Origin of the sequence: Amycolatopsis sp. NPDC051061 (assembly GCF_040682935.1) — a bacterium.
GTDB lineage: Bacteria > Actinomycetota > Actinomycetes > Mycobacteriales > Pseudonocardiaceae > Amycolatopsis.
Window position 1 is genome coordinate 131822 of record NZ_JBFBBZ010000018.1, and the last position, 26572, is coordinate 158393.

Here is a 26572-nt window from a genome sequence, read left to right on the forward strand (position 1 = left end):
GCGAGTGCCGGGGTGACCCATCTTGACCGATGCTCTTGCGGATGGCAAGTATTGCTTCATGCAAACTCTCGAAGACGCGGCTCCGGGCGCCGACCCGGACGTGGTGGCGCTGGACGGCCTCACCCTCGTTCTGGTCGGGATCGCGTGGGAGTGCGCGCACGCGGCGCCGCCCGAGGTCACGTTCCCCCAGACGCGCCTGCTGCTCATCCTCGACCGCCTCGGCCGGGTGCCGAGCTCGCGGCTGGCGGCGGCGATGGACGTCAACGCGTCGTCGGTGACGCGGCTGGCCGACCGGCTGGAGGCCCTCGGCTACGTGGAGCGCGGCCGCGACGCGCGCAACCGGAGCGTGGTGACCCTGGAGGTCACCGCGACCGGTCACGAGCTGGTGGCGCGGATCCTCGACCGGCGGCACGCGGCACTGGGCGCGCTGCTGGACCGGCTGCCGCCGGCGCAGCGCAAGACCGCGGCTGCGACGGCCCGGCGGCTGGTGACCGCGGCCGCCACCCTCCCGGCGCTCGGCCCGGCCCCGCTGTGAGTGCCATCCTGGACGGCATGCCGACCCGGTGGACGTGCCCGCGCTGCGACCGCGAGTTCGCGCGCGCCGGCCAGGGCCACACGTGCGTCCCGGGCTGCACGGTCGACGAGACCTTCGCCGGCCGCGACCCCCGGTTCCGCGCGATCTACGACACGGTCGTCGAACACCTGCGGTCCCTGGGTGACGTCCACGAGGACGCCGTCAAGGTCGGGGTGTTCCTGAAGCGGGACCGGAAGCTGGCCGAGCTGCGGCCGCGGTCCAAGGACGTCCTGGTGTACCTGTTCCTGCCCCGCCCGATCGAGACGGCCCGGATCGCCCCGGCGCGGTGGGCGAGCGGTCCCCGGGTGGGACACCAGCTCAAGCTGCGCGAAGTGTCCGATGTGGACGACGAAGTCCGCGGCTGGTTCACGATCGCCTATGACTTCTCCTGAGCCGGGTCAGCTCGCGGGGCCCGTCCAGCCTTCGGGCACGTGGCCGATCCGCACGCGCTGCGGGTGGTCGCCGACCGGCACCGAGAGGAGCTTCCGCCCCGTCGCGAAGTCGATCGCCGTGACCTGGTCCGCGCCGGCTTCGGAGATCACGCACGCGCCGCCGTCGCCGCTCACCGTCGCCCAGTACGGCTTCACCGCGGGCACCAGAGTGCCCTGCTGCAGGGTCGCGCGGTCGACGACCGTGGCGTAGTCGTCCATCGTGCCGGCGATGCAGAGCTTCGTCCCCGCCGGGTTCATCGACATGCCGTGGTGACGGGAGTCGTTGACGAACGTGGTGCGGTCGTCGCTCGTGGCCGGGTTCTTCGGCAGCTCCTTGAGCCGCGTGATCCGGTCGCCCGCGACGTCGTATTCCAGGAAGCCGTTGAAGAACGACACCTGGAAGTACAAGGTGGACTCGTCCGGGGTGAACGCGACCGGCCGCACCGCGTCCGAGAGGTCCCGGCGCCCGAAGGCGTCGAGCCGCTGCCGCATGTCGATCACCTTGACCGGCCGGAAGGTCGTGGCGTCGACGACGGTGATGTGCCGGTCTCCCTTGGTGAAGTCCCAGCCGGGGTCGTCGAGGTCGGTGTTGACCTCGCCGATCGACATGTTCCACAGGGACCGGCCGCCGTCGGTGAACACGTTCTCGTGCGGCTTGTCCCCCGCGGTGAACGAGCCGGCCTGCTGTCCGGTGCCGATGTCGAGCACGTGCACGGTGTTCGACGTCGAGGCGGAGACGGCGACGCGACGGCCGTCCGGCGAGACCGCCATGTGGTCGGCGCGGAACCCCGAAACCGGGAAGCGCCAGTTGATCCGGCCGGTGGCGAGGCTGATCGAGACGACGTCGGCGAAGCTCGGCCGCGAGGCCACCACGGACGCCCCGTCCGGCGTGGTGTACATGTCGTCGACGAACTGGTCGTGACCTTCGCCCGGCCCGTTGCGGATGCCGAGGAAGAACGCCAGCTTGATCGGGTTGAGGTAGATCTCCCGCAGCCGGTCGTCCTTGTCCGGGATGATGTTCACGCGCCCGATCTTCGCGAAGGACCCGCGGGACTGGATGACGTCGGCCGTCCCTTCCCAGTTGTTGCCGACGAACATCACCTCCCGAAGGGCCGCGGGTGCACCGGTCGCCGGGACCGCCGCGCCGGCCGTCAGCAGGGCGACGGCGGAAGCCAGGTACGCCAGGCGCGAGAGGTACGACCGCCGTCGGCGGATGCTCGGGGAAGTGCGCACGGAAGACACCTTTCGACGCTGAAGAGGTGCGGTGGTGGTTTTTGCGCGGGACGGGGGTTACTGTCCGGTATGCCACGATAACCGGCCCCGGGAGCTCTTCCGGTAGGGCCGATCGCCCAACGTCGCGGGCGGCGGGTTGTGGCCGTGCCACAACGGGTCCGGGAGGTGCCGGTGACGCCGCTGCTCCGGCGGATCCTCGACGACCTGGCCGCGGACGAGGCCGTCCTGGACCAGCTGGTGAAGGTCGCGCGCAGCGAGTCGCCCGAGGTCGCACGGCTCCCGGAAGCCGAGAACCGGCGGCACATCCAGGTCCTGCTCTCCGCGGCGCTGCGGGCGACGGCGAGCCCCGGCGAGCCCGCCCGCGAGGACTACTCCGCCGCGGAAGCGCTGGGCGCCGACCGCGCCGCGCAGGGTGTCCCGCTCACCGAACTCCTGCGCGGGGTCCAGGCGGGCCGCACGCACGCGGCACGCATCGCGGTCGAACGCGCCCGGGCCGCCGGCGTGGCCGACGACGTGATTCTCGAGACCGTCCTCGACGCCAGTCGCTACACCGGCGCGCTGGAGCACCACATCGTCAAGGGCTACCACGCCGCCGAGCTCCAGCTTTCCCGCACGGTGCGCGACGCGCGGACCCAGCTGCTGCGGACCCTGCTGCTCGCCGGGCACCCGCCCACGCCCGAAGAGCTCCGGCGAGCGGGACTGCATCCCGACGCCCGGTACTTCTGCGTGGTGTCCGACGTCAGCGACCCGGCGCGGGCGCGCACGCTGGAGCAGGCGCTGGTGGAGTTCGGCGGGGTTTACGGCCTGGTCGAGGGCAGGCTCACGGGCTTGGCGGCCCGCTCACCCGCGGGCGTCGCGCCGGCCGGCGACGACCTGCTGGTGGTGGCGCCCGCGGCCGCTTTGCCCGCGCTGCGGGAGGTGCACCGCCTCTGCACGGCGGCGGCGCGCCTCGCCGGGCCCGGCTACCACGACCTGACGGCGCTGGCGGGCGAGGTGGCGTTGTCGGCGCAGCCGGTGCTGGGTGACCTGCTCACGTCGGCGCTGCTCGGCTCGCTGGACCCGGCGAACCCGTTCCACCGCGAGCTGGCGGCGACGGCCTTGGCGTACCTCGACCACGGCCAGCGCCTGCGCTCCACAGCGGAGGCGCTGCACCTGCACCCGAACACCGTCCGGTACCGGTTGGACCGGCTGGCGGAGCTGACCCCGTTGGTGGTGGGGGAAAACAGCGGCGGCCGGGTGCTCGACGCGGTGCGGTGGTGGTGGGCGCTGCATCGGTGGCTCGAGGCGCCGGCCTGAAACCACGGCACCAGCAACGCGAGCAGCCACCGCTCGGCACCCGGCGCCGTCCGCCCTGCCGCACCACCGGCGCACCGTCCGGCGCCGATCCCGCACCATCACAAGCAAGCCCCGCCACTCACCGCGCCGGGCTGATCCCCCGCACCGCCAACGCCAGCAGCCGGCCCGCCTCGGCCGCCGGATCGCGGTGGTGTTCGGTCGTCAGGACGATGCCGCCGATCAGGGCGAGCAGGTCCGCCGACGTCACGTCGGCCGGCACCACCCCGGCTTCGACGGCCCGCCTCAGCAGGGGTTCGCCCGCGTCCGTGAGGCGGACGCAGACGCGCTTCTGCTGCGGTTCGTTTTCGTCGCGCACCAAGGCCGTGGCCATGCCCCGCGCGGACGCCGCGTATTCGGTGAGGGCGGCGAGCCAGTCGAGCAGCGCGGCCCGCGGGTCCTCGGCGCCGGCCAGTGCGCGGGCGCGGGCGTTCAACGCTTCGACGCGGCCTTGGAAGACGGCGTCCAGCAGGGCGCTGCGGCTGGGGAAGTGCCGGCGCACGGTGGCCGAGCCGACCCCGGCGACGCGGGCGATCTGCTCGAGTGACGCCTCCGCGCCGTGTCGGGCGACCTCCTCCTCGGCGACGGCGAGGATCCGCGCGTAGTTGCGCTGCGCGTCGGAACGCGGCACGGACACCTCCCGCCCGGAAAGTGGCGGGGGCCGCCACTTAGTGGTTATCGTAGCGGACACGAAGTGGCGGGCCCCGCCACTTAGCTGCCCGAGGAGAACCCCATGTCCCCCGTCCTCGTCACAGGCGCCACCGGCAAGCAGGGCGGCGCCACCGCCCGCGCCCTGCTCACCGCCGGCGTCCCCGTCCGCGCACTCGTCCGCGACCCCGCCCGCGCCCACGCGATCGAGGCGCTCGGCGCCGAATTGGTCGTCGGCGACCTGCACGACCCTGATTCCCTCCGTTCCGCGATGAAGGGCGTGCGCGGCGTGTTCTCCGTGCAGATGCCGGACCTGGCGGACCTCGAAGGCGATTCCGAGTGGGTCCAAGGCCGCAACCTGGTCGACGCGGCCGCGGCGGCGGGCGTGCCGCAGTTCGTGCACACCTCGGTGTCCGGGGCCGGGCAGCACCGCGGCGCACCGGGGTGGGCGGACGGCCGTTGGAAGTCGATGGAGCACTACTTCGAGACGAAGACCGCCATCCAGGACCGCGTCCGCGAAGCCGGTTTCGCGCACTGGACCCTGCTCAAGCCGGGATTCTTCATGGAGAACTTCCTGCTGCCGTCGTTCCTCTTCCCCCGCGGCCTCGACGGCGGGATCGTGACGATCATCAAGCCGGGCACCGAACTGACGCTCGTCGCAGTCGACGACATCGGCGCCGCGGCGGCCGCGGCCTTCGCCGACCCGGCGCGCTTCGACGGCGTCGAACTGGAACTGGCCAGTGAGCGGGCGACGATGGCGCGGGTCGCCGAGGTCCTTTCCCGCGGGTTCGGCGTCGAACTGACGGCGCCCGACCTGACCCCGGAAGAGGCCGTGGCGGCCGGAGCGCCTCCGTTCACCGTGCGGCACGAGTGGCAGAACGAGATCGGCCACCCCGCCTCCCCCGAGTACGCGCGAGCCCTCGGCATTCCGCTGACGTCCTTCGCGGACTGGGCGGAAAGGCACCTGACAGCGGGGTGATCACCGGGCACCTGCTGGTGCTCCCCCGGACGCACCACGAGGACCTCGCGGCCCTGCCGGCCTCGGCGGGCACGCGGATGTTCGCGATCGCCCAGGAACTCGCCGCGGCACTGCGCCGCACGGACCTTCGCGGCGAAGGTCCGCGCGGCGCTAGGCCTTGTGCAGCTTGTCCGGGTGGTGCACGGCGGTCTTCCCGGTTTTCTCGCTCACGACGATCACGCCCCCATGCGCAAGGTCGTCGGCTACGTGCACCGGCACCTGGCTCAACGGCCGTCCGGCGAGATCGAGGACACCACCTGGCGGTACTCGCTCATGAACTGGGGGCACGATCCACCGAAGCGGTGAACTCCTTCAGCACCAGCGCGTTCGCCGCTTCGCGGATCGGGCGGGCCATCTGCTCCAGGACGCGGTTGCGGCCCGGCAGGTACGGCATCAGCTTGATCATCCGGGTGTTGAACCACGCGAACGCACGGGACTGCGGGATGATCCCGCGCAGCGCCGTCTTGGCCAGCGCCTGGTTCTTCTCGATGTACGGCCGCATCTCGCTCTCGTACTGCGAAAGTGCCACCTCGAAGTCGTCCGAAGCGGCCAGCTCCCCCGCCAGCACGTACGCGCCCACCAGCGCCAGGCTCGTTCCCTGACCGGACGCCGGAGACGCGCAGTAACCCGCGTCGCCGAGCAGGGTGACGCGACCGGCCGACAGGTGGTCCATGACGATCTGGCAGACCGGGTCGAAGTAGAAGTCGTCGGCGTCACGCATCGCGTCGAGCAACGCGGGGATCTCCCAGCCCAGGCCCGCGAAGTGGTCCGCGACCAGGTCCTTCTGGCCGTCGACGTCCCGGCGGTCGTAAGTCAGCGGCGGAGCGGTGAACCAGAACGCCGCCTTCGCGTCGTCCGCCCGGGCCGTGCTGTAGACGTTCACCATCTTGCCCGCGGCCGCCGAATGCAGCAGCTCCCAGCGGTCCAGCTGCTGGGTGTTGGGCACGGTCGCGATGGAGATGTAGGCGTCGAACCGGCGCAGGAAGTCCTCCTCCGGGCCGAACGCCAGCGCGCGGACGCCGGAGTGCAGGCCGTCGGCGCCGACGACCAGGTCGAACCGGCGCGGGGCGCCGTGGGCGAACGTCACGTGGATGCCGTCCGCACGCTCGTCGAGGCCGGTGATCCAGTCGCCGAAGACGTACTCGGTGTCGTCCCGGGTCGCGGAGTAGAGGATCTGCGCGAGGTCGCCGCGCAGGATCTCGGTGTCGTCGCCGTGGCGGAAGCCGAACGTGTCGGCGTCCAGCGTCGCGAGCTCCTTGCCGCGCTTGTTCACGAACGCCGCGCCGCGCATGTCGGTGCTCGCCGCGTGCACCTCCGCCAGCAGGCCCATCCGGCGGACGACGTCGACCGCGACACCGCGGATGTCGACCTTGTAGCCGCCTTCGCGCAGGCTGGGGGCGCGCTCGACGACGGTGGCGCGGAAGCCGTGGCGGTGCAGCCAGAAGGCGAGGGCGGGGCCGGCGATGCTGGCGCCGGAGATCAGGATGTTCTTCGTCATGCCCCGAACTCTGGGCGCGGCCGCTGACCGCTCACGAACCGAGCGCGAACCGCCGCTGACCGAACTCGCTCAAAGCCTGCTCAGGGGGCATTTCGCGGCCACGGTCGAAGGCTTCCGAATAGGCCTCGGCACCAATGCGCGCCCGCACCCGGTCGACCACGCCGGCGACATCCGCGTCGCCCGCGACCGGCGCGCCGCGCAGCCCGACGGCGACGCCGAGCAGGAAGGCGGCCCGCTCGTCCTCGGCCCGCGCGGCGAGGACGCCGGCCAGTCCTTCGACCGCTTGGGCCGCGCCCGGCAGGTTCGCGTGTTCGAGGGCCGTGGCCAGCGCCTCCTGGTGCAGGTCGGTCGCCTCGTCGAGGTGGCCCCGGGCGGCGGCCGTCCAGCCGAAACCGGTGTGGAGCCGGATGCGCGTCTCGCCGCCGGTGACCGGGTCGACGGCGAGGCCGAGGGCCGCGGTGTACCAGCGCCGGGCCGCCGCCAGGTCGCCCGCGCGCCGCGCGATCTCGCCCAGGCCGCCGCGGGCCCGCGCGAGCGTCAACGGCGTCCCGGCCGCGCGCGCCAGGTCGGCGGCGGCTTCGTAGCCGGTTCGGGCGGTCTCGGCGTCGCCGGCGCGCAGCACGCCGTCCGCGCGGCGGCAAAGCAGGTCGGCGGCGTCCTCGAAGGCGCCGATCTCCCCGGCGAGCCGCACGGACTCGTCCATCAGCTCGCGGAACCGCGCGTGGTCACCGCGCCAGTCCGCGAACTCCGCGAGCTTCTCCAGCGCGCTGGCCTCGCCCCAGCGGTCGCCGAGCGCGCGGAATCCGTCCAGCGCGGCCGAAAAGTGCACCTCGGCTTCCGCGATCCGGCCGCGGTACTGCGCGCCGAGACCGTCGCCGATCAGGGTGAACGCCCGCGACCACGCGTCGTCGCCGACCAGCGCGGCCAGCCGCTCGCCGTCCCGCACCTTGGTGCGCGGGGAAAACGCCCACAGCAGGAAGAGGTACGGGTGGCGCAACGGCCCCTCGAGCCCGTGCAGGATCGGCTCGATGTCGACGTCGGTGTCCGACGCGTGGATCAGGCAGAGCACGTACTCCTCGGCCAGTCCCACCGGTGGCTCGGCGCCGAAGGCGGCGACGACGGCGTCCGCGAACGGCGTCGCCTCGCTGCGCAGGCCGCGCAGCCACCAGTACCAGGTCAGGGCCGCGATGAGCCGCACCGCGGTTTCCGGTTCTTCGGACGCGCTCCAGCGCAGCCCCGCGTGCAGGTTCGCGTGCTCGGCGGTCAGCTCGTCGAGCGTGGTCAGCTGGCCCGCGCCGCGCAGCTTCGGCTCGGCCGCGCGGACGAGGCCGAGGAAGTACTTCGCGTGCTCCGCCCGCCGGTCGTCGCCGTGCTCGGCGCAGAACGCGCGGATCGTCTCCAGCATCCGGTAGCGGCCGCCGGCGAACTCGACGAAGGACTTCTCGACCAGGCCGGTGAGCACGCCGTCGGCGTCGGGCTCGGCGCAGACGCGTTCGACCGCGTCGAGCCGCGCGCCGCCGGCGAAGACCGCGAACCGGCCCGCGAGCCGCTGTTCGTCCGGTTCGAGGAGGTCCCAGCTCCACTCGACGACGCCGCGCAGGGTCCGGTGCCGTGGCTCGGCGGTCCGGTCACCGCGCGACAGCAGCCGGAAGCGGTCGCCGAGCCGGGCGGCGACGTCGGCGGCGGACATTGAGCGCAGGCGGGCGGCGGCGAGCTCGATCGCCAGCGGGAGGCCGTCGAGGGCCGCGCAGATCCGGCTCACCGCGCCCGGGGCGGGGACGAAGCCGGGCGCCACCGCCGCGGCCCGGTCGGTGAACAGCTTCGCCGCGGCGTCGGCGGACAGGGCGCCGACCGGCACCAGCTTCTCGCCGGTCAGGCCCAGCGGTTCACGGCTGGTGGCGAGCACGCGCAGGCCGGCGCACGCGCCGAGCAGCCGGCGGACCAGCCGCGCGGCCTCGGCGACGACGTGTTCGCAGTTGTCGAGCACCAGCAGCAGCGGCCGGTCGGCGAGCGCGGCGGCCAGCCGGTCGGCCGGCTCCTCGGCCACCCCCGGGGCCAGCACGCCCTGCTCGCGCAGGCCCAGCGCGGCGAGGACGGCCCGCGGCACGTCGGTCGTCGTCGCCAGCTCGACGAAGCACGCTTCGCCGACTGCCGCTTCGATGGCGAGCCGGGTCTTGCCGGCGCCGCCCGGCCCGGTCAGCGTGACGAGCCGGGCGTCCGCGAGAGCGGCTTTCAGGTGCTCGAGTTCGGTCCGGCCGACGAACCCGGTGAGCGGCACCGGAACCCGCCGGGCGGGCGCGGGTTCGGCGGCCCGCAGGGCGGCGACGTGCGCGTCCGCCAGCTCCGGTGACGGGTCGGCGCCCAGCTCGTCGGCGAGCCGTTCGCGGATCTCGGCGAAGGCGGTCAGTGCCTCGGCGGAGCGGCCGCTGCCGTGCAGCGCGCGGATGAGCTGGGCGGTGAGCCGTTCGCGCAGCGGGTGTCCGCCGGCGAGCTCGCGCAGTTCCGCGACGAGCCGTTCGTGGTGGCCGAGCGCCAGCTCGGCCTCGACGCGCTCCTCGGTCGCGGCCAGGCGCAGCTCGGCCAGCCGGGCCGCGCGCGGCGGGTCGGCGAGACCGTCGAGCGCGGGCCCCCGCCACAGCGCGAGTGCTTCGGTGAGCAGCTCCCGTTGCGCGGCCGGGTCGGGTGTCGCCCGGGCCTCGCCGGTGAGCCGTTCGAAGCGGTGGACGTCGATGTCCTGCGGATCGACGGCCAGCCGGTACCCGGCGGGCGTGAACTCGACGAGACCATCGGGCGCGCCGCCGTCGCGCAGGCGCCGCCGCAGCCGCGACACCTGCGACTGGAGCGCCTCGGCGGCGCCGTCGGGCGGGTGGTCGCCGTGCAGGCCGTCGATCAGCCGCTCGGCGCTGACCACGCGGCCGGCGTCGAGGGCGAGGAGGGCGAGCAGCCCCCGGAGCTGCGGACCGCCGAGGGGAACGGAGGTCCCGTCGGGACGGCGGGCTTCGACCGGCCCGAGGATCGCGAACTGCACGCCGCCGATTCTGGCCCAGGGGCGCGGGCCACGGACGGATTTCCGCCGAACCGGCCGCTCCGCGCCCCGGCTCGGAGTTCACCCCCGCAGCTTGCGGAAGAACGCCCGGAGATCGGTCACCAGCAGCTCCGGCTCCTCCATCGCCGCGAAGTGGCCGCCCTCGGCGAACTCCGACCAGTGCTCGATCTTCTCCTCCGGATCCATGATCCGCCGCACCACCGGCGAGGAGTTGAACACCGCCCAGCCCGCGGGCACCGCGGACGGCGCCAGCCAGCCGTGGCCCGAATGCGCGGCCTCGTAGAGGAAGCGGGCCGCCGTCGCGCCGCTGCGGGTGAACCAGTACAGGCTCACCGTCGTCAGGAGGCGGTCACGGGAGATGCCCTGGCCCGTCCACGCCTCGAACTTCTCCGCGATCCAGGCCAGCTGCCCGACCGGCGAGTCGGTGAGGGCGGCGGCGATCGTCTCCGGCTTGTGCGACTGCAGGTCGAGGTAGCCGCGGCCGGACTTCCACGCCTCGCGGGCCGCGTCCAGTTCGGACTGTTCCGCGTCGGTCAGGTTCTCCGGCATCGGCAGCTGCTCGCCGGCCAGCGCGATGGTGCCGCGGTCGCTGGTGACGTGCGTGCCGATCACCCGGTCCGGGAACAGCGCCGCGAGCCGGCCGGTGACGCCCGCGCCGATGTCGCCGCCCTGCGCGGCGAAGCGGTCGTAGCCGAGCCGCGTCATCAGCTCCGCGAACGCGTCCGTCGTCCGGGCGAGCTCCCAGCCGGGGCCGCTCAACGGTGTCGAGAACCCGAAGCCGGGCAGCGACGGGACGACGACGTGGAACGCGTCCGGGCCCGGCTCGGTCAGCGGGCCGATGACGTCGAGGAACTCGGCGAAGGTGCTGGGATAGCCGTGGGTGAGCAACAGCGGCATCGCGTCGGGCTCGGCCGACCGGACGTGCAGGTAGTGGATCGTCTGGCCGTCGATCTCGGTGGTGAACTGCGGAAACGCATTGATCTCCGCTTCCTGCGCGCGCCAGTCGAAGCCGTCGCGCCAGTACTCGGCCAATTCGCGGACGACGGCGGTGGGGATGCCGCGGGACCAGTCCGGCTCGTCGCCCGGCACGGGGTCGGCGAACCGGGCCTCGGTGAGGCGCCGATGCAGGTCGTCGAGGTCGGTCTGCGGGATTTCGATGCGGAAGGAGTTCGTCATGAGCAGCACGCTAGGAGCCATTGCGGAAGACTCCCTTCCGCGATCCGTGCGATCCTCGGAAAATGTTGCAGACCTCCGCTCGCCTCCTCCGGCTGCTGTCGCTGCTGGAGACCCGGCGCGACTGGACCGGCGCCGACCTCGCCGAGCGGCTGGGGGTCACCGCGCGCACCGTCCGCAGCGACGTCGGGAAGCTGCGCGACCTCGGCTACCCGGTCGAGGCGTCCCCCGGTGTCCAGGGCGGCTACCGGCTCGGCGCCGGCGCGCAGTTGCCGCCGTTGCTGCTGGACGACGACGAAGCGGTGGCCGTCGCGGTCGGGCTGCGGACGGCCACCGGCGTCGCCGGCATCGGCGAGACGTCGGTGCGCGCGCTCGCGAAGCTGGAGCAGGTGCTGCCGTCGCGGCTGCGGCACCGGGTGCACGCGCTGCAGGCCGCGACGGTCGCGGTACCGGGGGCAGGTCCCTCTGTCGACGCCGATGTGCTGACCGCGATCGCGTCGGCGATCCGCGCGAGCAAGCGGCTGCGGTTCGACTACACGAGCCACGACCGCACGGCGAGCCGCCGCGACGTCGAGCCGCACCGGCTGGTCAGCCTGAACCGGCGGTGGTACCTCGTCGCCTGGGACACCGCGCGGAACGGCTGGCGCACCTTCCGCGTCGACCGGCTGACGCCGAAGGTGCCGAACGGGCCGCGTTTCACGCCGCGCGAGCCTCCGGAAGGTGACGTCGCGCAGTTCGTCCAGCGGAGCGTCGGCGCGGCGACCTGGCGCTACCACGCGAAGGTGCGTCTGCACGCGCCGGCGGAGTACGTCCGCGCCCGGCTGCCGCTGGCCGTCGAGGTGACGCCCGAGGGACCGGACCGCTGCGTCACCGAGGTCGGCTCGGACAGCGCGGCGATGCTCGCGCTGTACCTGGGGCTGCTCGAAGTGGACTTCGAAGTGCTCGACGCGCCGGAACTGGCCACCGAGCTGGCCAAGACGGGCGAACGGTTCCTGCGCGCCGCTAGCGCAGCGAGTCCGCCAGCTCCTGGATGATCGCCAGCTGCTCCTGGACGCCGACCTCCATGCCGGACTCGAGGATCATGTCGCGCAGTTCCCTGCTGCCGGTTTCGGTCAGCAGCTCGAAGCGCGTCCGATCCCCGAGGGCGGTGAAGGTCGCGGTGTTGAGCGGCCCGTCCACCGAGTCGAGGTCCACGCCGGGCATCTCGAAGACCTCGGTGTAGACGATCTTCTCTTCCGGCACGACTTCCCGGTATTCGCCGTGGAAGCCGACCTCGGCGCCGTCGTTCGTCTCCAGCACGAAGCGCCAGCGGCCGCCGGGACGCAGGTCCATCTCGACCTTCGTCGTCGTCCCGCGATGGCCGGCCCACCAGCGCTTCACCAGCTCCGGCGTGGTCCACACGCGGTAGACGAGGTGTTTCGGCGCGTCGAACTCGCGCGTGATGAGGATCCGGTCGTCGGCGGGGGTGGTGATCTCCACGTCACTGCTCCTGTTCCTTGAGTTCTTCGAGGACCTCGTCCATCAGGGCGAACCGCTCGGACCACGTCCGCTCGTAGCGCTTGACCCAGTCGTGGATGGGCTTGAGCGCGAGGCCGTTGAGCCGGTAGAGCCGCTGCCGGCCGTCGCCGCGCACGTCCACCGCACCCACCTCCCGCAGCACCCGCAGGTGCTTCGACACCTGCGGCTGGGCGAGACCGAGCACGTCGACGAGGTCGCCGACGGACCGCTCACCCCCCATGAGGACGTCGAGGATCTGCCGCCGCCGGGGTTCGGCGACGGCGTTGAAGGTGTCGGCGGTCGTCGCTGCTCGGGCCACGCGGCCATCATATGCCCATATGGGTATGCGTCAAGACCCACATCCTGGGCACGGTGGGCTCGCGCTCCGGTCTCTGCGACGATCAGCCCATGACGGCCGGGGCCGATGGTCCACAGAGGACGGACGCGCGCGGCGCCCGGCGCAGTGCCAGCGCCAGCGCCGTCCTGCGGGCGGTCCTCGACGACGGCCCGATCGCCCGCAGCACCGTCGCGCGGCGGACCGGGCTCTCCGCCGCCGCCGTCACCGGGCACACCGCCGAGCTCATGCAGCGAGGGCTGCTGCGCGAACTCTCCGAGGCCGAGCCACGGCGAAGCGTCGGGCGGCCGCACGTGCCCGTCGACCTCGACACCGGGCGGCACGTCGCCGGCGCGCTGCACCTCGCCGTGCACCACGCCACCGTCGCGCTGCTCGACGTGCGCGGGAACGTCTTGGTGCAGCACGAAGAACCGCACGACGGCCTGGCCGCGGAAGACCTGCTCGCCCGCGCCGCCGAGATCCTCGACGACCTGCTGCTCGGGCACGCGCCGGACCGCGAGCCGCTCGGGCTCGGCGTCGCCACCGGCGGCTGGGTCGACCGCGCGTCCGGCACCGTCGTCGACCACCCGCTGCTGGGCTGGCGGGACGTCCCGGTGCGCGACCTGCTCGCCGCCTCGACCGGGCTCACCGTCGCGGTCGACGGGCACGCACGCTCACTGGTGCACGCCGAGCAGCTCTTCGGGCACCCGCGGGCGCGGGACAGCGTGGTGCAGCTGTTCACCGGCAACGTCGTCGACGCCGCGTTCGCCACCGGGGGCGCCGTGCACCACGGGCCGCGCTCCGCCGCCGGGGCCGTCGCGCACCTGCCGGTCGACGACAGCACCGAAGCGTGCCGGTGCGGGCGCACGGGCTGCCTCGAAGCCACCGTTTCGGAAGCGACGCTCGCGCGCAAAGCGGCGGAAAGCGGACTGATCGCGCGCCCGGATTTCCCGGAATTGCTCGCACTCGCCACGCGCGGCGATTCCGCGGCGGTGCGGATGTTCCACGACCGCGCGCGATTGATCGGCCAGGCGGCGGCCTTGCTGCTCGACGTGCTCAACCCGGCCGTGCTCGTGGTGGTCGACCGGAGCATAGCGGGTGTGCCCGGGTGCCTTCCCGCCATCCGGGACGAGGTCCGTGCGCGCTCGCGCGGCCTTGACACGGCGGAAACCGTGGTGGGAACGAGCTTCCCGGGCACGGAGCTGGCCACCGCCGGCGGCGCGGTTCTGCTCGACCTCCTCTACGACGACCCGCTCGGTCCGCTCCTGACCGAACTCTCGCACACGTCGTTGATCGGCACTGCGTGAAGCACCGGAGTTATTTCACGAACTCGCAAAATTGACCGTCCGCTCGGCCGCCCCGAACAATCGAGGCATCCCCGCCGACTCCCGGAACGGACGAAACCACCGTGTAGAAAATCTTGCCCCTCCTGGCCGCCGCCGCGGTGCTGCTCGCCGGGTGCGCGTCGGCCACGGCGACCGGAGCCCCCGGGCAGCCGGAAAAACTCGAGCTGCGCTACCAGGGCAGCGCGAACTCCGTGACCCTGCCCGAGCTCGCCGAGGATCTGGGCTATTTCGGCCAGGTCAAGCTGAAGTGGGTCGGGAACACGATCAGCGGCCCGCAGGACATCCAGTCCGCCGCCACCGACCAGACCGACTTCGGCGGCGCCTTCACCGGTGCCGTCGTCAAGCTCGCCGAAGCCGGCGCGCCGATCAAGGCGGTCGTCAACTACTACGGGTCCGACGACCAGGCCTTCATCGGCTACTACACCAAAGAGGACAGTCCGATCCGGACCGCCCGCGACCTGATCGGCAAGAAGGTCGGCGTCAACACGGCCGGTGCCAACCTCGAAGCCGCGCTCGACACCTGGCTGAAGAACCAGGGGCTGTCCGATGACGAGATCAAGCAGGTGCAGCTCGTCGTCATCCCGCCGGTGAACGCCGAGCAGGCCTTGCGCAACGGCCAGCTCGACGTCGTCGCGCTGCAGGGCATCCTGCAGGACCACGCCCTCGCGGCCGGCGGCATCCGCTCGCTCTTCAGCGACGTCCAGGCCTTCGGCCCCTACAACGGCGGCCCGTACGTGCTGCGCACCGACTTCATCAAGAAGTACCCGGAGACCACGAAGATCTTCGTCTCCGCCGTGGCGCGCGCCATCGAGTGGGAACGCACGACACCCCGAGACCAGGTGATCGCCCGCTTCACGAAGATCATCGAGGCCCGCGGGCGCAACGAGAACACCGGCACCTTGAAGTACTGGAAGAGCGTCGGCATCACCCACGGCGGACTGATCGGCGACAAGGACTACACGCTCTGGGAGCCGTGGCTGAAGCAGCAGGGCTACATCAAGGGCGACAAGATCGACACCTCGAAGCTCTACACCAACGAGTTCAACCCTTACCGCGACGGCGCTCCGGCGGTGACCAAGTGATCAGCATCCGCTCGGTGACGAAGACCTTCGGTGCCCTCACCGCCCTCGACGACGTCTCCCTCGACGTCGCCGACGGCACCTTCCTCTCCCTCGTCGGGCCGAGCGGCTCGGGCAAGTCGACGCTGCTCGACTTGCTCGGCGGCCTCACCACCCCGACGTCCGGCGAAATCCTGATCGACGGCGAGCCGGTGCGCGGCCCGGGACTCGACCGCGGGGTCGTCTTCCAGCAGTACGCGCTGTTCCCGTGGCGCACCGCCCGCACCAACGTCGAGTTCGGCCTCGAAGGCGGTTCGCTCGGCAAACGGCAGCGGGCCGAGCGGGCCCGTGAATATCTCGCCCTGGTCGGGCTTTCCGGCTTCGAGGACCGCTACCCGCACGAGCTGTCCGGCGGGATGAAACAGCGGGTCGCCATCGCTCGCAGCCTCGCCTACGACCCCGCCGTGCTGCTGATGGACGAGCCGTTCGCCGCCCTCGACGCGCAGACCCGCGAGCAGCTGCAGGACGAGCTGCTGCGGATCTGGCGCCGCACCGGCAAGACGATCGTGTTCATCACCCACGGCATCGACGAAGCCGTCTACCTCGGGCAGCGGGTGGCCGTGCTGACCTCGCGGCCCGGGCGGCTCAAGGCCGTCGTGGACGTCGACCTCGGCGACCGCGCCGGTGACGTCCGCTCCGACCCGGCGTTCGGGCGGCAGCGCCACCGGCTCTGGGAACTGCTGCACGACGAGGTCCGCAAGGCGGCCGAACACGAACGGAGCGCGGCCGGATGACCACCACCCTCGAAGCCCCGACTGTCCACACCGGACCCACACCGGCGGCCCCGCCGCACCGCAAGTGGCGCAAGAAGATCACTCGCGCGGTCCACGCGTCCGCCGCGGTGGTGCTGTTCGTCCTGCTCTGGGAGCTGGTCCCCCGGTTCGTCCTCGACGAAAGCACGCGGACGTTCCTGCCGCCGCTCTCCGAAGACCTGCAGGCGCTGTGGGACCTCGCGCTCGACGGCCAGCTCGCCGACCACCTGCTCGCGAGCGTCGGGCGGTCGGCCGCCGGGTTCGCGATCGCCGTCGCCGTCGCGGTGCCGCTCGGGCTGCTGATCGGCTGGTACCGGCCGGTCGCGCGGTTCCTGCAGCCCCTGCTGGAGCTGGCCCGCAACACCGCCGCGCTGGCGCTGCTGCCGGTGTTCACGCTGCTGCTGGGCATCGGCGAACTGTCGAAGGTCACCCTGGTCGTCTACGCGTGCGTGTGGCCGGTGCTGCTCAACACGATCGCCGGCGTCAACACGGTGGACCCGTTGCTGGTGAAGGCGGCCCGCTCGCTCGGGCTGTCCAGCCCGCGGCTGTTCCGGAAGGTGATCCTGCCTTCGGCGGTGCCGACGGTGTTCACCGGCATCCGGATGGCGGCGTCCTACTCGATCCTGGTGCTGGTGGCCGCCGAGATGGTCGGCGCGAAGGCCGGGCTCGGCTACCTGATCAACACCAGCCAGGTGAACTTCCAGATCCAGCAGATGTACGCCGGGATCATCGCGGTCTCGGTGCTCGGAGTGCTCGTCAACTCCGGCTTCGTCGTCCTCGAACGACGGTTTTCGACCTGGCGTCCCAAGGAGAAGGCATGATGCACCTCAACGCGTTCGTGATGCCGAACGGCCACCACGAAGCCGCGTGGCGGCACCCGTCCACCGACCCGCACCGGGCGCGGACGCTGCAGCACTACGTCGACATCGCCCGGACCGCCGAGCGCGGCAAGCTGGACTCGCTCTTCCTCGCCGACGGCGTCGCGCTGTGGGGCAACGTGAAGCACAACTCCCACAGCCACTTCGAGCCGTTGACGCTGCTTTCCGCCCTCGCCGCGAGTACGGTCCACATCGGACTGATCGCGACCGCGTCGACGACCTACAACGAGCCCTACCACCTGGCGCGCAAGTTCGCCTCGCTCGACCACCTCTCCGGCGGCCGCGCGGGCTGGAACATCGTCACCTCGGCGGGCATCGACGAGGCCCGGAACTTCAACCTGGCCAAGCGGCCCGCCCACGCGGCGCGGTACGACCGGGCCGAAGAGTTCATCGAGGTCGTCAAGAAGCTGTGGGACAGCTGGGACGACGACGCCGCGCTCGTCGACCGCGCGACCGGCGTCTACGCGGACACCGGGCGCATCCGGCCGATCGCCCACGACGGCGAGCACTTCCAGGTCCGCGGGCCGCTCAACATCGAACGCCCGCCCCAGGGCCACCCGCTGCTCGTGCAGGCGGGCTCGTCGGAAACCGGCAAGGAGTACGCGGCCCGCCACGCCGAAGCCGTCTTCACCGCGCAACAGACGTTCGCCGAAGGCAAGGCGTTCTACGACGACGTCAAGGGCCGGCTCGCGAAGTACGGCCGGACGCCGGACGAGATCAAGATCCTCCCCGGCATCTCGCCGATCCTCGGCCGCACCGAGGCCGAAGCCCGCCAGCGTGAGGCCGAGCTGAACGCGCTGATCACGCCGGACTACGGGCTGCGGCAGCTGTCGAAGATGCTCGACCACGACGTCACCGGCTACCCGCTGGACGGCCCGCTGCCCGACGTCGGCAGCTTCACCGAAGGCGGCCAGAGCCGGTTCGAGCTGGTCGTGGGCCTGGCCCGGCGCGAGGACCTGACCATCCGGCAGCTGCTCGAACGCCTCGCCGGCGGGCGCGGGCACCGCGTCTTCGCCGGCACGCCGGTCCAGGTCGCCGACGAGCTGGAGGCCTGGTTCACCGGCGGCGCGGCGGACGGCTTCAACGTCATGCCGCCCACCCTGCCCGGCGGGCTCGACGACTTCGTCGACCTCGTCGTCCCCGAGCTGCAGCGGCGCGGGCTGTTCCGCACCGCCTACACCGGCACGACCCTGCGCGAGCACTACGGCCTCGCGCGCCCCGTCAACCGCAACCGAGTGAAGGAGCCCGCATGACCGCGATCAGCACGGACGTCCGCAAGATCACCGGGAGGATCGGTGCCGAGATCATCGGCCTCGACCCGGCCAGCGACCTCGATGCCACCCAGGTGGCGTTCCTCGCCGACGCTTTGCACGAGCACAAGGCGCTGGTGTTCCGGAACACCGAGCTCGACGACGAGGGCCAGCAGCGGTTCGCCGCGCGCTTCGGCGAGCTGACCAAGGCGCACCCGACCGTGCCCGCCGCCGACGGCGCACCGACGATCCTGCCGGTCGACAGCGAGCTGGGCCGCGCCAACCACTGGCACACCGACGTCACCTTCGTGCTCAACCCGCCGAAGGCCAGCACGCTGCGCAGCCTCGTCGTGCCGCCGTACGGCGGGGAGACGCTGATCGCGAACGCCGCCGCGGCCTACCGGGACCTGCCGGCGCCGCTGCGGGCGTTCGCGGACACCCTGCGGGCGGTGCACACCAACGACTACGACTACGTCCAGCCGCCGGAGACGGTGGACGACAAGGAACAGGCGCGACGCGCCCAGTTCGTCTCGCGCAAGTACCGGACCCTGCACCCGGTGGTGCGGGTACACCCCGTGACCGGCGAGCGCGGCCTGTTCATCGGCGGGTTCGCGCAGCGGATCGAAGGGCTGTCGGTGAGCGAGTCGCGGGACCTGCTGCGGCTGCTGCAGTCCTACGTGACGCGGCCGGAGAACGTCGTGCGCGTGGCGTGGGAGCCGAACCAGCTGGTGCTGTTCGACAACCGGATCACCCAGCACTACGCGATCGACAACTACGACGGCCTGCCGCGGCGCCTCAACCGGGTGACGGTGGCCGGCGACGTCCCGGCCGGCATCGACGGGCGCAAGAGCGAGTCCCTGGAAGGGGATGCCTCGCACTACACCTCGGTCGCGTGACCTCCGTGAAGGCCACCTTCAGGAACTCTACGTTCCTGAAGGTGGCCTTCACGAACATCAGCGCTCGTTGCGCGCCAAGTCCCGGAAGCAGTCCCACGCCCGGCTGACCAGCGCCGGGTGCGTCCGCAGGTCGATCGCCGTCCGGGCCAGGGCCGCCGCGGACGCCAGCATCGCCGAGCGCCCGCGCGGGCTCGCCGCCGCCTCGGCGAACTCCGGCGTGTGGTCCGAGTTCTCCTCCGCCGTGATCGCCACGAACGGGTGGATCGCCGGGACCCGGACGCTCACGTCGCCGATGTCCGACGAACCCAGGAACACCCCCGGCGCGGGCGGGGTCGCGTGGATCCCGCCCGCCGCCAGGTGCTCGCTGAACCGTTCGGACAGCACCGGGTTGTCGCGGAAGTGCGCGTAGCCGCGCCCGAGGCGTTCGACGTCGACCTTCGCGCCCGTGGCGAGCGCCGCGCCTTGCGCGCCCGCCGTCACGTCCTCGACCAGGCGGTCCAGGGCGCCGGTCGTGAGCGCGCGGAGCCCGAAGCGGCCCTCCGCGCGGTCCGGGACGATGTTCGTCGCCTCGCCGCCGTGGGTGATGATCCCCTGGACGTGGGAGCCGGCGGGCAGGCGCTGGCGCAGCGCCGAGACCGCGCCGAACGCCTGGATCAGCGCGGCGAGCGCGTCGATGCCGGCCTCCGGGTCACCGGTCGGGTGGGCCGCGCGGCCGTGGAAGGTCACCTTCAGCTCCACCTGCGCGGTCAGCGGGGCCCAGGACCACGAATGGACACCGGGGTGCACCATCAACGCCGCGTCGACGTCGTCGAAGACACCCGCTTCGGCCAGCGCCACCTTGCCGCCGCCGCGTTCCTCGGCGGGACACCCGACCGCGAGCAGCGATCCCGGGCCGTCCGCCAGGACCTCGCGCGCCGCCAGGGCGGCACCGAGGCCGGCCGCGGCGATCAGGTTGTGCCCGCACGCGTGCCCCAGCCCGGGCAGCGCGTCGTACTCCAGCAGCAGCGCGACGCACGGCCGCCCGCTCCCGGCCCGCGCGACGAACGACGTCGGCAGCCCGGCGACGCCGGTTTCCACCTCGAAGCCGTCCGCGGCCAGCTCCCGCGTCAGGCACTCGGCGGCCGCGTGCTCCTCATAGGACAGTTCCGGCCGTTCGTGCAGCGCGGCGGCGACCGCCCACAGCCGTTCGGCCAGCTGCTCGACCCGCTCGTCCGCCCGCTCATGCAGCTCTTCGTGCCACTCCATGCCCATCGGAATACCCCCACCACGCACGGTCACACCAGGCGCAGTGTTTCACAGGGCCGGCTTCCGGCTATTCGCGCGCATGGACCACAGCGAAGCACCGGTGCTCGAAGCGCTGCGCGACTACCACCGCGTCGGCTACGTCCCCTTCAACGCTCCCGGCCACAAGCAGGGCCGAGGCGTCGATCCGCGGGTGCTGGACGTCGTCGGCGCCCAGGTGTTCGAGTCCGACGTCATCGCGCTCAACGGCCTCGACGACCGGCTGATGCGCCAGGGCGTGCTCGCCAGGGCGCAGGAGCTGATGGCCGACGCGGTCGGCGCCGAGCACACGTTCTTCTCCACCTGCGGCAGCTCGCTTTCGGTGAAGAGCGCCATGCTCGCGGTCGCCGGGCCGCACGAGAAGCTGCTGGTGCCGCGGCACGTCCACAAGTCGGTGGTGGCCGGGCTGATCGTCAGCGGCGTCCAGCCGGTGTGGGTGCGCCCGCACTGGGACGCCGGGCAGCACCTGACCCACCCGCCGGGCCCGCGGGAGTACGCGGAGGCGTTCGAGCGCGAGCCCGACGTGAAGGGCGCCTTGATGGTGACCCCGACCGACTACGGGACCTGCGGCGACATCCGCGCGGTGGCCGGGTTCTGCCACGAGCGCGGCATCCCGCTGATCGTGGACGAGGCGTGGGGCGCGCACCTGCCCTTCCACGACGGACTGCCGCCGTGGGGGATGTTCGCGGGCGCCGACGTGTGCGTCACGAGCGTCCACAAGATGGGCGCGGCGGTCGAGCAGAGCTCGGTGTTCCACCTGCGCGGCGACCGGGTGGACCCGGCCGTGCTGAAGTCCCGCGAGGACCTGCTCGGCACGACGAGCCCGAGTTCGCTGGTGTACGCCGCCCTCGACGGCTGGCGGCGGCAGATGGCCGAGCACGGCAAAGAGCTGCTGGAAGGGGCCCTCACCCTGGTGAAGTCGGTGCGCGGCCGGCTCTCGGACCTCGGGTTCACGGTGCTGCACGACGAGTTCCTCGGACCGGACCTCGCGGACTCCGTGGACCCGCTGAAGGTCGTGCTCGACCTCGAACCGCTGGGCATCAGCGGGTACCAGGCCGCCGATTGGCTCCGGGAGCACCAGCACGTCACCGTCGGGCTGTCGGACCACCGCCGGACCGTGGCCCAGATCAACCATTCGGATGACGACGAGACAGCGGACGTGCTCGTCTCCGCGCTCGAAGCGCTCATGAAGGCCGCGCCGGGGTTCGAGACCCCGCCGAAGGTCGAGATCCCGCCGCCCCACGAGTTCGAGCTGGACACCGCGATGTTGCCGCGCGACGCGTTCTTCGGCCCCACGGAGCAGGTTTCCCTGGACGACGCGCCGGGCCGGATCGCGGCGGAGATGATCACGCCGTACCCGCCGGGCGCTCCCGGCGTGCTGCCGGGCGAGGTGATCACGAAGCCGATGCTCGACTACCTGCGCAGCGGGCTGGAAGCGGGAATGGAACTGCCCGACCCGGCCGACTCCGCGCTGGACTCGGTCCGGGTGGTCGCCAAATGATGCCGAAGGCGGCACTTTCCCGGGAAAGTGCCGCCTTCGCCGATCGGTAAGTCAGGCCTTCGCGCTCTTCAGCTCCAAGGGGTTCTTCGGCGCGGCCGAACGGGCATCGATCATCCGCTGCCCCAGTTCCTGAAGCTGCTTGCGGCCCATGGCCGAGCGGACCTCCGGGAACCACTCGTCCTCTTCCTCTTCGACGTGGTGGCGGACGTTCTCGGTCAGCACCGTCACCTTGGCGTCGAAGGTTTCGTCGTGGGCGTCGAGGTCGAGCAGCTCGGAGAGCATCCACACCACGACGTGGTGCTCCTCCACACTCTCCAGGACGTGGTCCTTCGTCTCCGGCACGGCTTCGCGCGCGGCCGGGTAGAAGATCTCCTCCTCGATGTACGCGTGGACGGTCAGTTCCTCGATGATCGAGTCGGCGAGCCGGCGCTTCTCCCCGTAAGCGTCCTCCCCCGCCTTTTCGAACTCCTTGAACAGCTTTTCCACGGTCTTGTGGTCGTTCTTCAGCAGCACGATCGCGTCGGTCGACATCGGTGTCCTCACGGTGTGGCCAGGTCCCGCAGGGCGACCTGGGAGTTCTCCAGTTCCTTCGTCATCAGCAGGGCGACGGTGCCGGCGCGGGCCAGCGCCCGGCCGACGTCGCCCACCGAGTCCCACGTCGCCGCGACGGCTTCGCCGCCGTGGCCCGCCACCCGACCGGACAGCAGGCCCTCCTCCAGCCGGCCCTGCAGGGCCGGCAGCAGGTGGGTCAGGTCGTCCGCGAGCCGCCGCAGGGCGCCGAGCACGCGGTACATCTCAGCCGGCGAGTCGAGCTCGCCGTCGCCGACGCAGCGGGACAGCCGGCGCACGGTGGCCCCGGCGTCGGCGGCCAGCAGCGAAGGCGAAGACGCGGTGCTCGGGTTCATAGCCGCCCGAATACCCGCTCCCCGCCGGGGAAAACGCCGTTTGCGTGCCCCCTCGCGCGGGTACCCGTTCGACTCCCCCGACCTCCAGGAGTGCACCGGTGAACCCAGACGTGCTGACGTTCGGCATCGAAGAGGAATTCTTCGTCGTCGACCGCCGTGGCCACCTTTCGCAGGCCGGCGACGATGTCGTCGACGCCGCGGAAGCGGCCGCGGACGTCCAGGGCGAGCTGCAACACGAGCTCAACCTGTCGCAGGCCGAGGCCGCCACCGACGTCTGCAGCACGCACGCCGAAGCGCTGCGCCAGCTGAGCGGGCTACGCGCCGACCTGGACCGGTCGGCCCGTGCCCGCGGCTACCGGCTGCTGCCCGCCGGAGCTCCCCCGCTGTCCGAAGCGGAGCCGCCGCGCATCACGCCGAACCCGCGCTACCAGCGGATGGCCGAACACTTCGGCGCCACCGCGTGGACTTCGCTCACTTGTGGCTGCCACGTCCACGTCGCGATCCCCGACAAGGAGAGCGGGATCCGGGTCCTCAACAGCGTTCGGCCGTGGCTGCCCGCGCTGCTCACGCTCACGGCGAATTCGGCCATCGCCGACGGCTACGACACCGGGTACGCCAGCTGGCGCTACCACCAGTGGAGCCGGTGGCCCTCGGCCGGTCCGCCGCCGCGGTTCGCCTCGCTCGACGAGTACGAAAGCATCGTCGACGGCTGGCTGCGCTCCGGGGCGATCCTGGACCGCGGGATGATCTACTGGGACGTCCGGCTGTCGGAAAAGCAGCCGACGCTCGAATTCCGCATCGCCGACGTCGCCGCGACGCCGGTGGAAGCGGTACTGCTGGGTGTGCTGGCGCGCGGTCTCGTCGCGACCGCGCTGGCCGATGGCGAGCGGTCACCGGAGCTGTCGAACGAGGTGCTGCGCGGCCGGCTCTGGCGGGCGTCGAAGGAAGGCGTGACCGGGTGCTGCCCGCATCCGCGCACCGGCGACCTGGAGCCCGCGAAGGCCGTGCTCGACGACCTGATCGAGCTGACGGCCCCCGCGCTGGAAGCGGCGGGAGACCTGGAGTTCGCCCGGGAGGAGACGGCCCGGCTCGCCGCCGAAGGAGGCGGCGCCGATCGGCAGCGCCGCGCCTTCGCGGAACGTCAGCGAGGCACGGACGTCGTCGACCTGCTGACCGGCAACGGCTAGGGCAGGACTGCGTCGAGCCGGTCGAGCAGCTGCAGCGCGCGGACGGCGGCGCGGGAGCGGCCGGGGTCGACGACGAGGTGGACGCCCGCGGCTTCGGCGTCCCGCTGGGCGCTCAGCAGGACCCGCAAGCCCGCGGCGCCGAGGAACTCGACCTGGCCGAGGTCCACCCGCAGGACGCCGGGGCGGGCACGAACGTGCCCGGCCAGCGTGGCCTCCAGCAAGGGTGCGGTGCACCCGTCGACCTCCCCGCCGACTTCGACCACGATCGCGTCGGCGGTCTTCCATCGGGTTTCGCTGCGCAGGTCGCCGCCGGAGGCGACGCGGGGCGACGGCAGCCGGTGCGTCTGCGGCGGAGCGGGGCCGGTCACGCGCGGCCGCTCGTAAGTGGTCATGGGTTTGAAGTACCCCTCGCGCGTTCCCGGCCAAACAAGCCCCCGGCCCGGGCGCATTTCCGCGACCGGAGCGGGTAACCGCGGACGAGCGCCCGCGCGGAAGGAGCCCGCCCATGCCCGACGGCCCGCCCACGATGGGTGTCGAAGAGGAGTTTCTGCTGGTCAACCCCCGCACCGGGCACGCCTCGCCGTGCGCGGAGCCGGTGCTGGCGCGGTACCACCACCACGGGCCGCTGCCGGACGGCGTCCGCGTGCACCGCGAACTGCGCCTCACCCAGATCGAGGCCGCCAGCGGCATCTGCACGACCGCCGGCGAGCTTCGCGGTCAGTTGACGGCGGCCCGCCGGGTGCTGGCCGGGGCCGCCGCGGCCGAAGACTGCGCCCTGCTGGCGACCGGCACGCCACTCGGGCCCGGACCGGCCACGCCGCCGCCCGCGGCGGCCGGCCGGTACGCCGAGATCGACGCCGCCTACGGCGCGGTGGTCGCCGACTACGAAGCCTGCGGCTGCCACGTCCACGTCGGGGTCGCCGACCCCGACACCGCGGTCGCGGTCGTCAACCACCTCGGCCGCTGGCTGCCGACGCTGCTCGCCCTGTCGGCCAACGCGCCGTTCGACCACGGGCGCGACACCGGCTACCACAGCTGGCGGATGGTCCTGCAGTCCCGCTTCCCGGGCTCCGGCATCGCTCCGCACCTGCGCGACCACGCCGAATACCGCCGGGCGGTCGACACGCTCGTCGACTGCGGCGCGCTCGTCGACCCGGACCAGACGTTCTGGCTCGCCCGCCCGTCCGGCCGGTTCCCGACGGTCGAGCTCCGCGTCGCCGACACCGCGCTGACCGTCGACCACGCCGTGCTGCAGGCCCTCCTGAGCCGGGCGCTGGTCCGGCGGGCGCTCGACGACCTCTCCCGCGGGCGGGAAGCCGCGCCGTTGTCCCCGCAGGTGTCCGCGGCGGCGGTGTTCGCCGCGGCCCGCCACGGGCTGACCGGCCTGCTCGTCGACGCTCTCGACGAGACGCGCCGTCCGGCGTGGACACTGGTCGAAGCCCTGCTCGAGCACGTCCGGACGGCGTTGGCGGAGAGCGGCGACCTGGTCGAGGTCCAAGCGCTCGCGGCGACGCTGCGCGCGGACGGGACCGGTTCGGCGCAGCAGCGCGCGGTGGCCGGGCGCGGGACGGCGGCCGCGGTGCGGTGGCTCACCGCGCGGACCGTGCCCGCCGGGCATGGAACGCGGCTCACCGGGTAGTCCCCGGGCATGACCACCTTCACCGCCGCCGCCACGCTGCCGGCGTCGCGCGGCCCGCTTTCGGAGTCCGTACTGCAGACGCTCCTGCGCACCCAGCCGCGGGCGGACCTCGGCTTCGACGGCTTGGCGGACGCCGACCCGCTGGGTGACGACCTCCAGCTCGCCCTGCACCTGTGTTACGAACTGCACTACCAGGGCCTGCCGGGCGTGTCGGCCGACTGGGAGTGGGACCCGGAACTGCTGCGCCTGCGCGGCGCGCTGGAGGCGCGATTCCTGGCCGCGCTGCGCGAAAACGTGCCGGGCGGCGACGACGTCCAGGCGGAACTCGACGCGTTGCTCGTCGAACCGCTGGACGTCGAAGGGGTTTCGCACTTCCTACGCGACCACGGCGACTGGACCCACGTGCGGGAGTACTTCGCGCACCGCTCGGTCTACCACCACAAGGAGGCCGACCCGCACGCGTGGGTGATCCCGCGGCTGCGCGGCCGGGCCAAGGCGGCGCTGGTCGCGGTGGAGTTCGACGAGTTCGGCGGTGGCCGCGCGGAACTCGCGCACGCCCGCCTGTACGCGGACCTGCTGCGCGCGGCGGGCCTGCCGGACGGGTACCTCGAGCTGATCGACCACGTGCCCGGCCCGATGTTCGCCGTGGTCAACATGATGTCGATGTTCGGCCTCCACCGGTCGCTGCGCGGCGCGCTCTGCGGCCACTTCGCGGCGGCGGAGATCACCACGGCGCCGTCCGCGACGCGGATGGACCAGGCGCTGCGGCGGCTGGCCGCGCCCGAGGCGTGCCGGTTCTTCTTCACCGAGCACATCGAGGCGGACGCGGTCCACGAACAGGTGATGCGCCACGACGTGCTCGGCGACCTGCTCGAGCAGGAGCCCGAACTGGCCGCCGACGTCGTGTTCGGGATCCAGGCGACGGAGTTCCTGGAGGGCCGCTTCGGCGCGCGGCTGCTGGAGCGCTGGCGCGCCGGCGGTTCCTCGCTGCGCCGGCCGCTGCCGGCGAGCTGAAAGCGGCGGCGACCTCCGAAG

At 72.5% G+C, this 26572-nt stretch carries 26 protein-coding genes and 1 pseudogene; 16 read left to right on the forward strand and 11 right to left on the reverse strand.

Translation table 11 applies throughout. The features are described 5' to 3' along the window. Positions 1–58: 58 nt before the first annotated feature. A complete protein-coding gene (locus AB0N03_RS24815) occupies positions 59–535 on the forward strand; it encodes a MarR family transcriptional regulator (protein WP_364376120.1) in 477 nt (158 codons plus the stop codon). A gap of 17 nt (positions 536–552) precedes the next feature. Next, the gene (locus tag AB0N03_RS24820; RefSeq protein ID WP_364376122.1) at positions 553–966 is read left to right on the forward strand and encodes a DUF5655 domain-containing protein; all 414 of its coding nucleotides are present in this window, start codon (positions 553–555) and stop codon (positions 964–966) included. 6 nt (positions 967–972) lie between these two features. Here AB0N03_RS24820 and AB0N03_RS24825 read toward each other — a convergent pair whose 3' ends face one another. Next, a complete protein-coding gene (locus AB0N03_RS24825; RefSeq protein WP_364376125.1) occupies positions 973–2238 on the reverse strand; it encodes a YncE family protein in 1266 nt (421 codons plus the stop codon). Between the two features lie 171 nt (positions 2239–2409). Between AB0N03_RS24825 and AB0N03_RS24830 the strand changes: the two genes are divergently transcribed. Continuing rightward, positions 2410–3534, forward strand: a complete 1125-nt coding sequence (locus AB0N03_RS24830) for a helix-turn-helix domain-containing protein (protein WP_364376128.1) — start codon at positions 2410–2412, stop codon at positions 3532–3534. 118 nt (positions 3535–3652) lie between these two features. Here AB0N03_RS24830 and AB0N03_RS24835 read toward each other — a convergent pair whose 3' ends face one another. Then, on the reverse strand, positions 3653–4201 hold the full coding sequence (locus AB0N03_RS24835; RefSeq protein WP_364376131.1) for a helix-turn-helix domain-containing protein: 549 nt from the start codon (positions 4199–4201) through the stop codon (positions 3653–3655). Positions 4202–4303: 102 nt separating this feature from the next. Between AB0N03_RS24835 and AB0N03_RS24840 the strand changes: the two genes are divergently transcribed. After that, the gene (locus tag AB0N03_RS24840; RefSeq protein WP_364376134.1) at positions 4304–5197 is read left to right on the forward strand and encodes an NmrA family NAD(P)-binding protein; all 894 of its coding nucleotides are present in this window, start codon (positions 4304–4306) and stop codon (positions 5195–5197) included. A gap of 210 nt (positions 5198–5407) precedes the next feature. Further along, positions 5408–5542: pseudogene (locus tag AB0N03_RS24845) on the forward strand (DUF3140 domain-containing protein); the annotation flags it as partial. On the opposite strand, the gene AB0N03_RS24850 reads toward AB0N03_RS24845, so the two are convergent. From AB0N03_RS24850 to AB0N03_RS24860, 3 genes are all read right to left on the reverse strand, one after another. Beyond that, on the reverse strand, positions 5508–6734 hold the full coding sequence (locus AB0N03_RS24850; RefSeq protein WP_364376137.1) for an FAD-dependent monooxygenase: 1227 nt from the start codon (positions 6732–6734) through the stop codon (positions 5508–5510). The pseudogene AB0N03_RS24845 and the gene AB0N03_RS24850 overlap by 35 nt on opposite strands. 31 nt (positions 6735–6765) lie before the next feature. Continuing rightward, positions 6766–9762 (reverse strand): BTAD domain-containing putative transcriptional regulator, encoded by a 2997-nt coding sequence (locus AB0N03_RS24855; RefSeq protein WP_364376140.1) that lies wholly within the window; start codon positions 9760–9762, stop codon positions 6766–6768. 78 nt (positions 9763–9840) lie between these two features. Continuing rightward, entirely contained in the window at positions 9841–10965 is a 1125-nt protein-coding gene (locus AB0N03_RS24860) for an epoxide hydrolase family protein (RefSeq protein WP_364376297.1), read from the reverse strand. A gap of 53 nt (positions 10966–11018) precedes the next feature. Between AB0N03_RS24860 and AB0N03_RS24865 the strand changes: the two genes are divergently transcribed. After that, positions 11019–11987 carry a YafY family protein gene (locus AB0N03_RS24865; protein WP_364376143.1) on the forward strand — a complete coding sequence of 323 codons (969 nt, stop codon included), beginning with the start codon at positions 11019–11021 and terminating at the stop codon, positions 11985–11987. Here AB0N03_RS24865 and AB0N03_RS24870 read toward each other — a convergent pair. After that, entirely contained in the window at positions 11956–12432 is a 477-nt protein-coding gene (locus tag AB0N03_RS24870) for an SRPBCC family protein (protein WP_364376146.1), read from the reverse strand. The two genes, AB0N03_RS24865 and AB0N03_RS24870, sit on opposite strands and share 32 nt — an antisense overlap. A gap of 1 nt (position 12433) precedes the next feature. Beyond that, a complete protein-coding gene (locus AB0N03_RS24875; protein WP_364376149.1) occupies positions 12434–12769 on the reverse strand; it encodes a metalloregulator ArsR/SmtB family transcription factor in 336 nt (111 codons plus the stop codon). Between the two features lie 89 nt (positions 12770–12858). Between AB0N03_RS24875 and AB0N03_RS24880 the strand changes: the two genes are divergently transcribed. From AB0N03_RS24880 to AB0N03_RS24905, 6 genes are all read left to right on the forward strand, one after another. Continuing rightward, positions 12859–14091: an ROK family transcriptional regulator gene (locus AB0N03_RS24880; RefSeq protein ID WP_364376151.1), complete on the forward strand. Its 1233-nt coding sequence runs from the start codon at positions 12859–12861 to the stop codon at positions 14089–14091. Between the two features lie 113 nt (positions 14092–14204). Next, positions 14205–15212, forward strand: coding sequence for an ABC transporter substrate-binding protein (locus AB0N03_RS24885; RefSeq protein WP_364376153.1), 1008 nt, complete (start codon positions 14205–14207; stop codon positions 15210–15212). Next, positions 15209–15982: an ABC transporter ATP-binding protein gene (locus AB0N03_RS24890; protein ID WP_364376156.1), complete on the forward strand. Its 774-nt coding sequence runs from the start codon at positions 15209–15211 to the stop codon at positions 15980–15982. The genes AB0N03_RS24885 and AB0N03_RS24890 overlap by 4 nt, the downstream gene beginning before the upstream one ends. After that, complete coding sequence (locus AB0N03_RS24895; RefSeq protein ID WP_364376159.1) at positions 15979–16821, forward strand: ABC transporter permease; 843 nt, start codon at positions 15979–15981, stop codon at positions 16819–16821. Before AB0N03_RS24890 ends, AB0N03_RS24895 begins: the two co-directional genes overlap by 4 nt. Next, positions 16818–18131, forward strand: coding sequence for an LLM class flavin-dependent oxidoreductase (locus AB0N03_RS24900; RefSeq protein ID WP_364376162.1), 1314 nt, complete (start codon positions 16818–16820; stop codon positions 18129–18131). Before AB0N03_RS24895 ends, AB0N03_RS24900 begins: the two co-directional genes overlap by 4 nt. Then, a complete protein-coding gene (locus AB0N03_RS24905) occupies positions 18128–19024 on the forward strand; it encodes a TauD/TfdA family dioxygenase (protein WP_364376165.1) in 897 nt (298 codons plus the stop codon). Before AB0N03_RS24900 ends, AB0N03_RS24905 begins: the two co-directional genes overlap by 4 nt. Before the next feature lie 57 nt (positions 19025–19081). Here the strand turns inward: AB0N03_RS24905 and AB0N03_RS24910 are convergent, their stop codons facing one another. Beyond that, on the reverse strand, positions 19082–20269 hold the full coding sequence (locus AB0N03_RS24910) for an amidohydrolase (RefSeq protein WP_364376168.1): 1188 nt from the start codon (positions 20267–20269) through the stop codon (positions 19082–19084). A gap of 79 nt (positions 20270–20348) precedes the next feature. Between AB0N03_RS24910 and AB0N03_RS24915 the strand changes: the two genes are divergently transcribed. Beyond that, the gene (locus AB0N03_RS24915; protein ID WP_364376171.1) at positions 20349–21806 is read left to right on the forward strand and encodes an ornithine decarboxylase; all 1458 of its coding nucleotides are present in this window, start codon (positions 20349–20351) and stop codon (positions 21804–21806) included. A 51-nt stretch (positions 21807–21857) separates the two neighbouring features. Here AB0N03_RS24915 and AB0N03_RS24920 read toward each other — a convergent pair whose 3' ends face one another. Both AB0N03_RS24920 and AB0N03_RS24925 read right to left on the reverse strand, forming a co-directional pair. Continuing rightward, a complete protein-coding gene (locus tag AB0N03_RS24920; protein ID WP_364376174.1) occupies positions 21858–22337 on the reverse strand; it encodes a hemerythrin domain-containing protein in 480 nt (159 codons plus the stop codon). 8 nt (positions 22338–22345) lie between these two features. Beyond that, complete coding sequence (locus tag AB0N03_RS24925; protein WP_364376177.1) at positions 22346–22711, reverse strand: hypothetical protein; 366 nt, start codon at positions 22709–22711, stop codon at positions 22346–22348. 98 nt (positions 22712–22809) lie between these two features. Here AB0N03_RS24925 and AB0N03_RS24930 point away from each other — a divergent pair, with 98 nt between their 5' ends. Next, positions 22810–23898, forward strand: coding sequence for a glutamate--cysteine ligase (locus AB0N03_RS24930; protein ID WP_364376180.1), 1089 nt, complete (start codon positions 22810–22812; stop codon positions 23896–23898). Here AB0N03_RS24930 and AB0N03_RS24935 read toward each other — a convergent pair. Further along, positions 23895–24290 carry an STAS domain-containing protein gene (locus tag AB0N03_RS24935; RefSeq protein WP_364376183.1) on the reverse strand — a complete coding sequence of 132 codons (396 nt, stop codon included), beginning with the start codon at positions 24288–24290 and terminating at the stop codon, positions 23895–23897. The two genes, AB0N03_RS24930 and AB0N03_RS24935, sit on opposite strands and share 4 nt — an antisense overlap. A 113-nt stretch (positions 24291–24403) precedes the next feature. Between AB0N03_RS24935 and AB0N03_RS24940 the strand changes: the two genes are divergently transcribed. Together AB0N03_RS24940 and AB0N03_RS24945 are read left to right on the forward strand one after the other, a co-directional pair. Beyond that, positions 24404–25537: a glutamate--cysteine ligase gene (locus AB0N03_RS24940; protein WP_364376186.1), complete on the forward strand. Its 1134-nt coding sequence runs from the start codon at positions 24404–24406 to the stop codon at positions 25535–25537. Positions 25538–25546: 9 nt separating this feature from the next. Further along, positions 25547–26551 carry an iron-containing redox enzyme family protein gene (locus AB0N03_RS24945; protein ID WP_364376189.1) on the forward strand — a complete coding sequence of 335 codons (1005 nt, stop codon included), beginning with the start codon at positions 25547–25549 and terminating at the stop codon, positions 26549–26551. Positions 26552–26572: the final 21 nt, after the last annotated feature.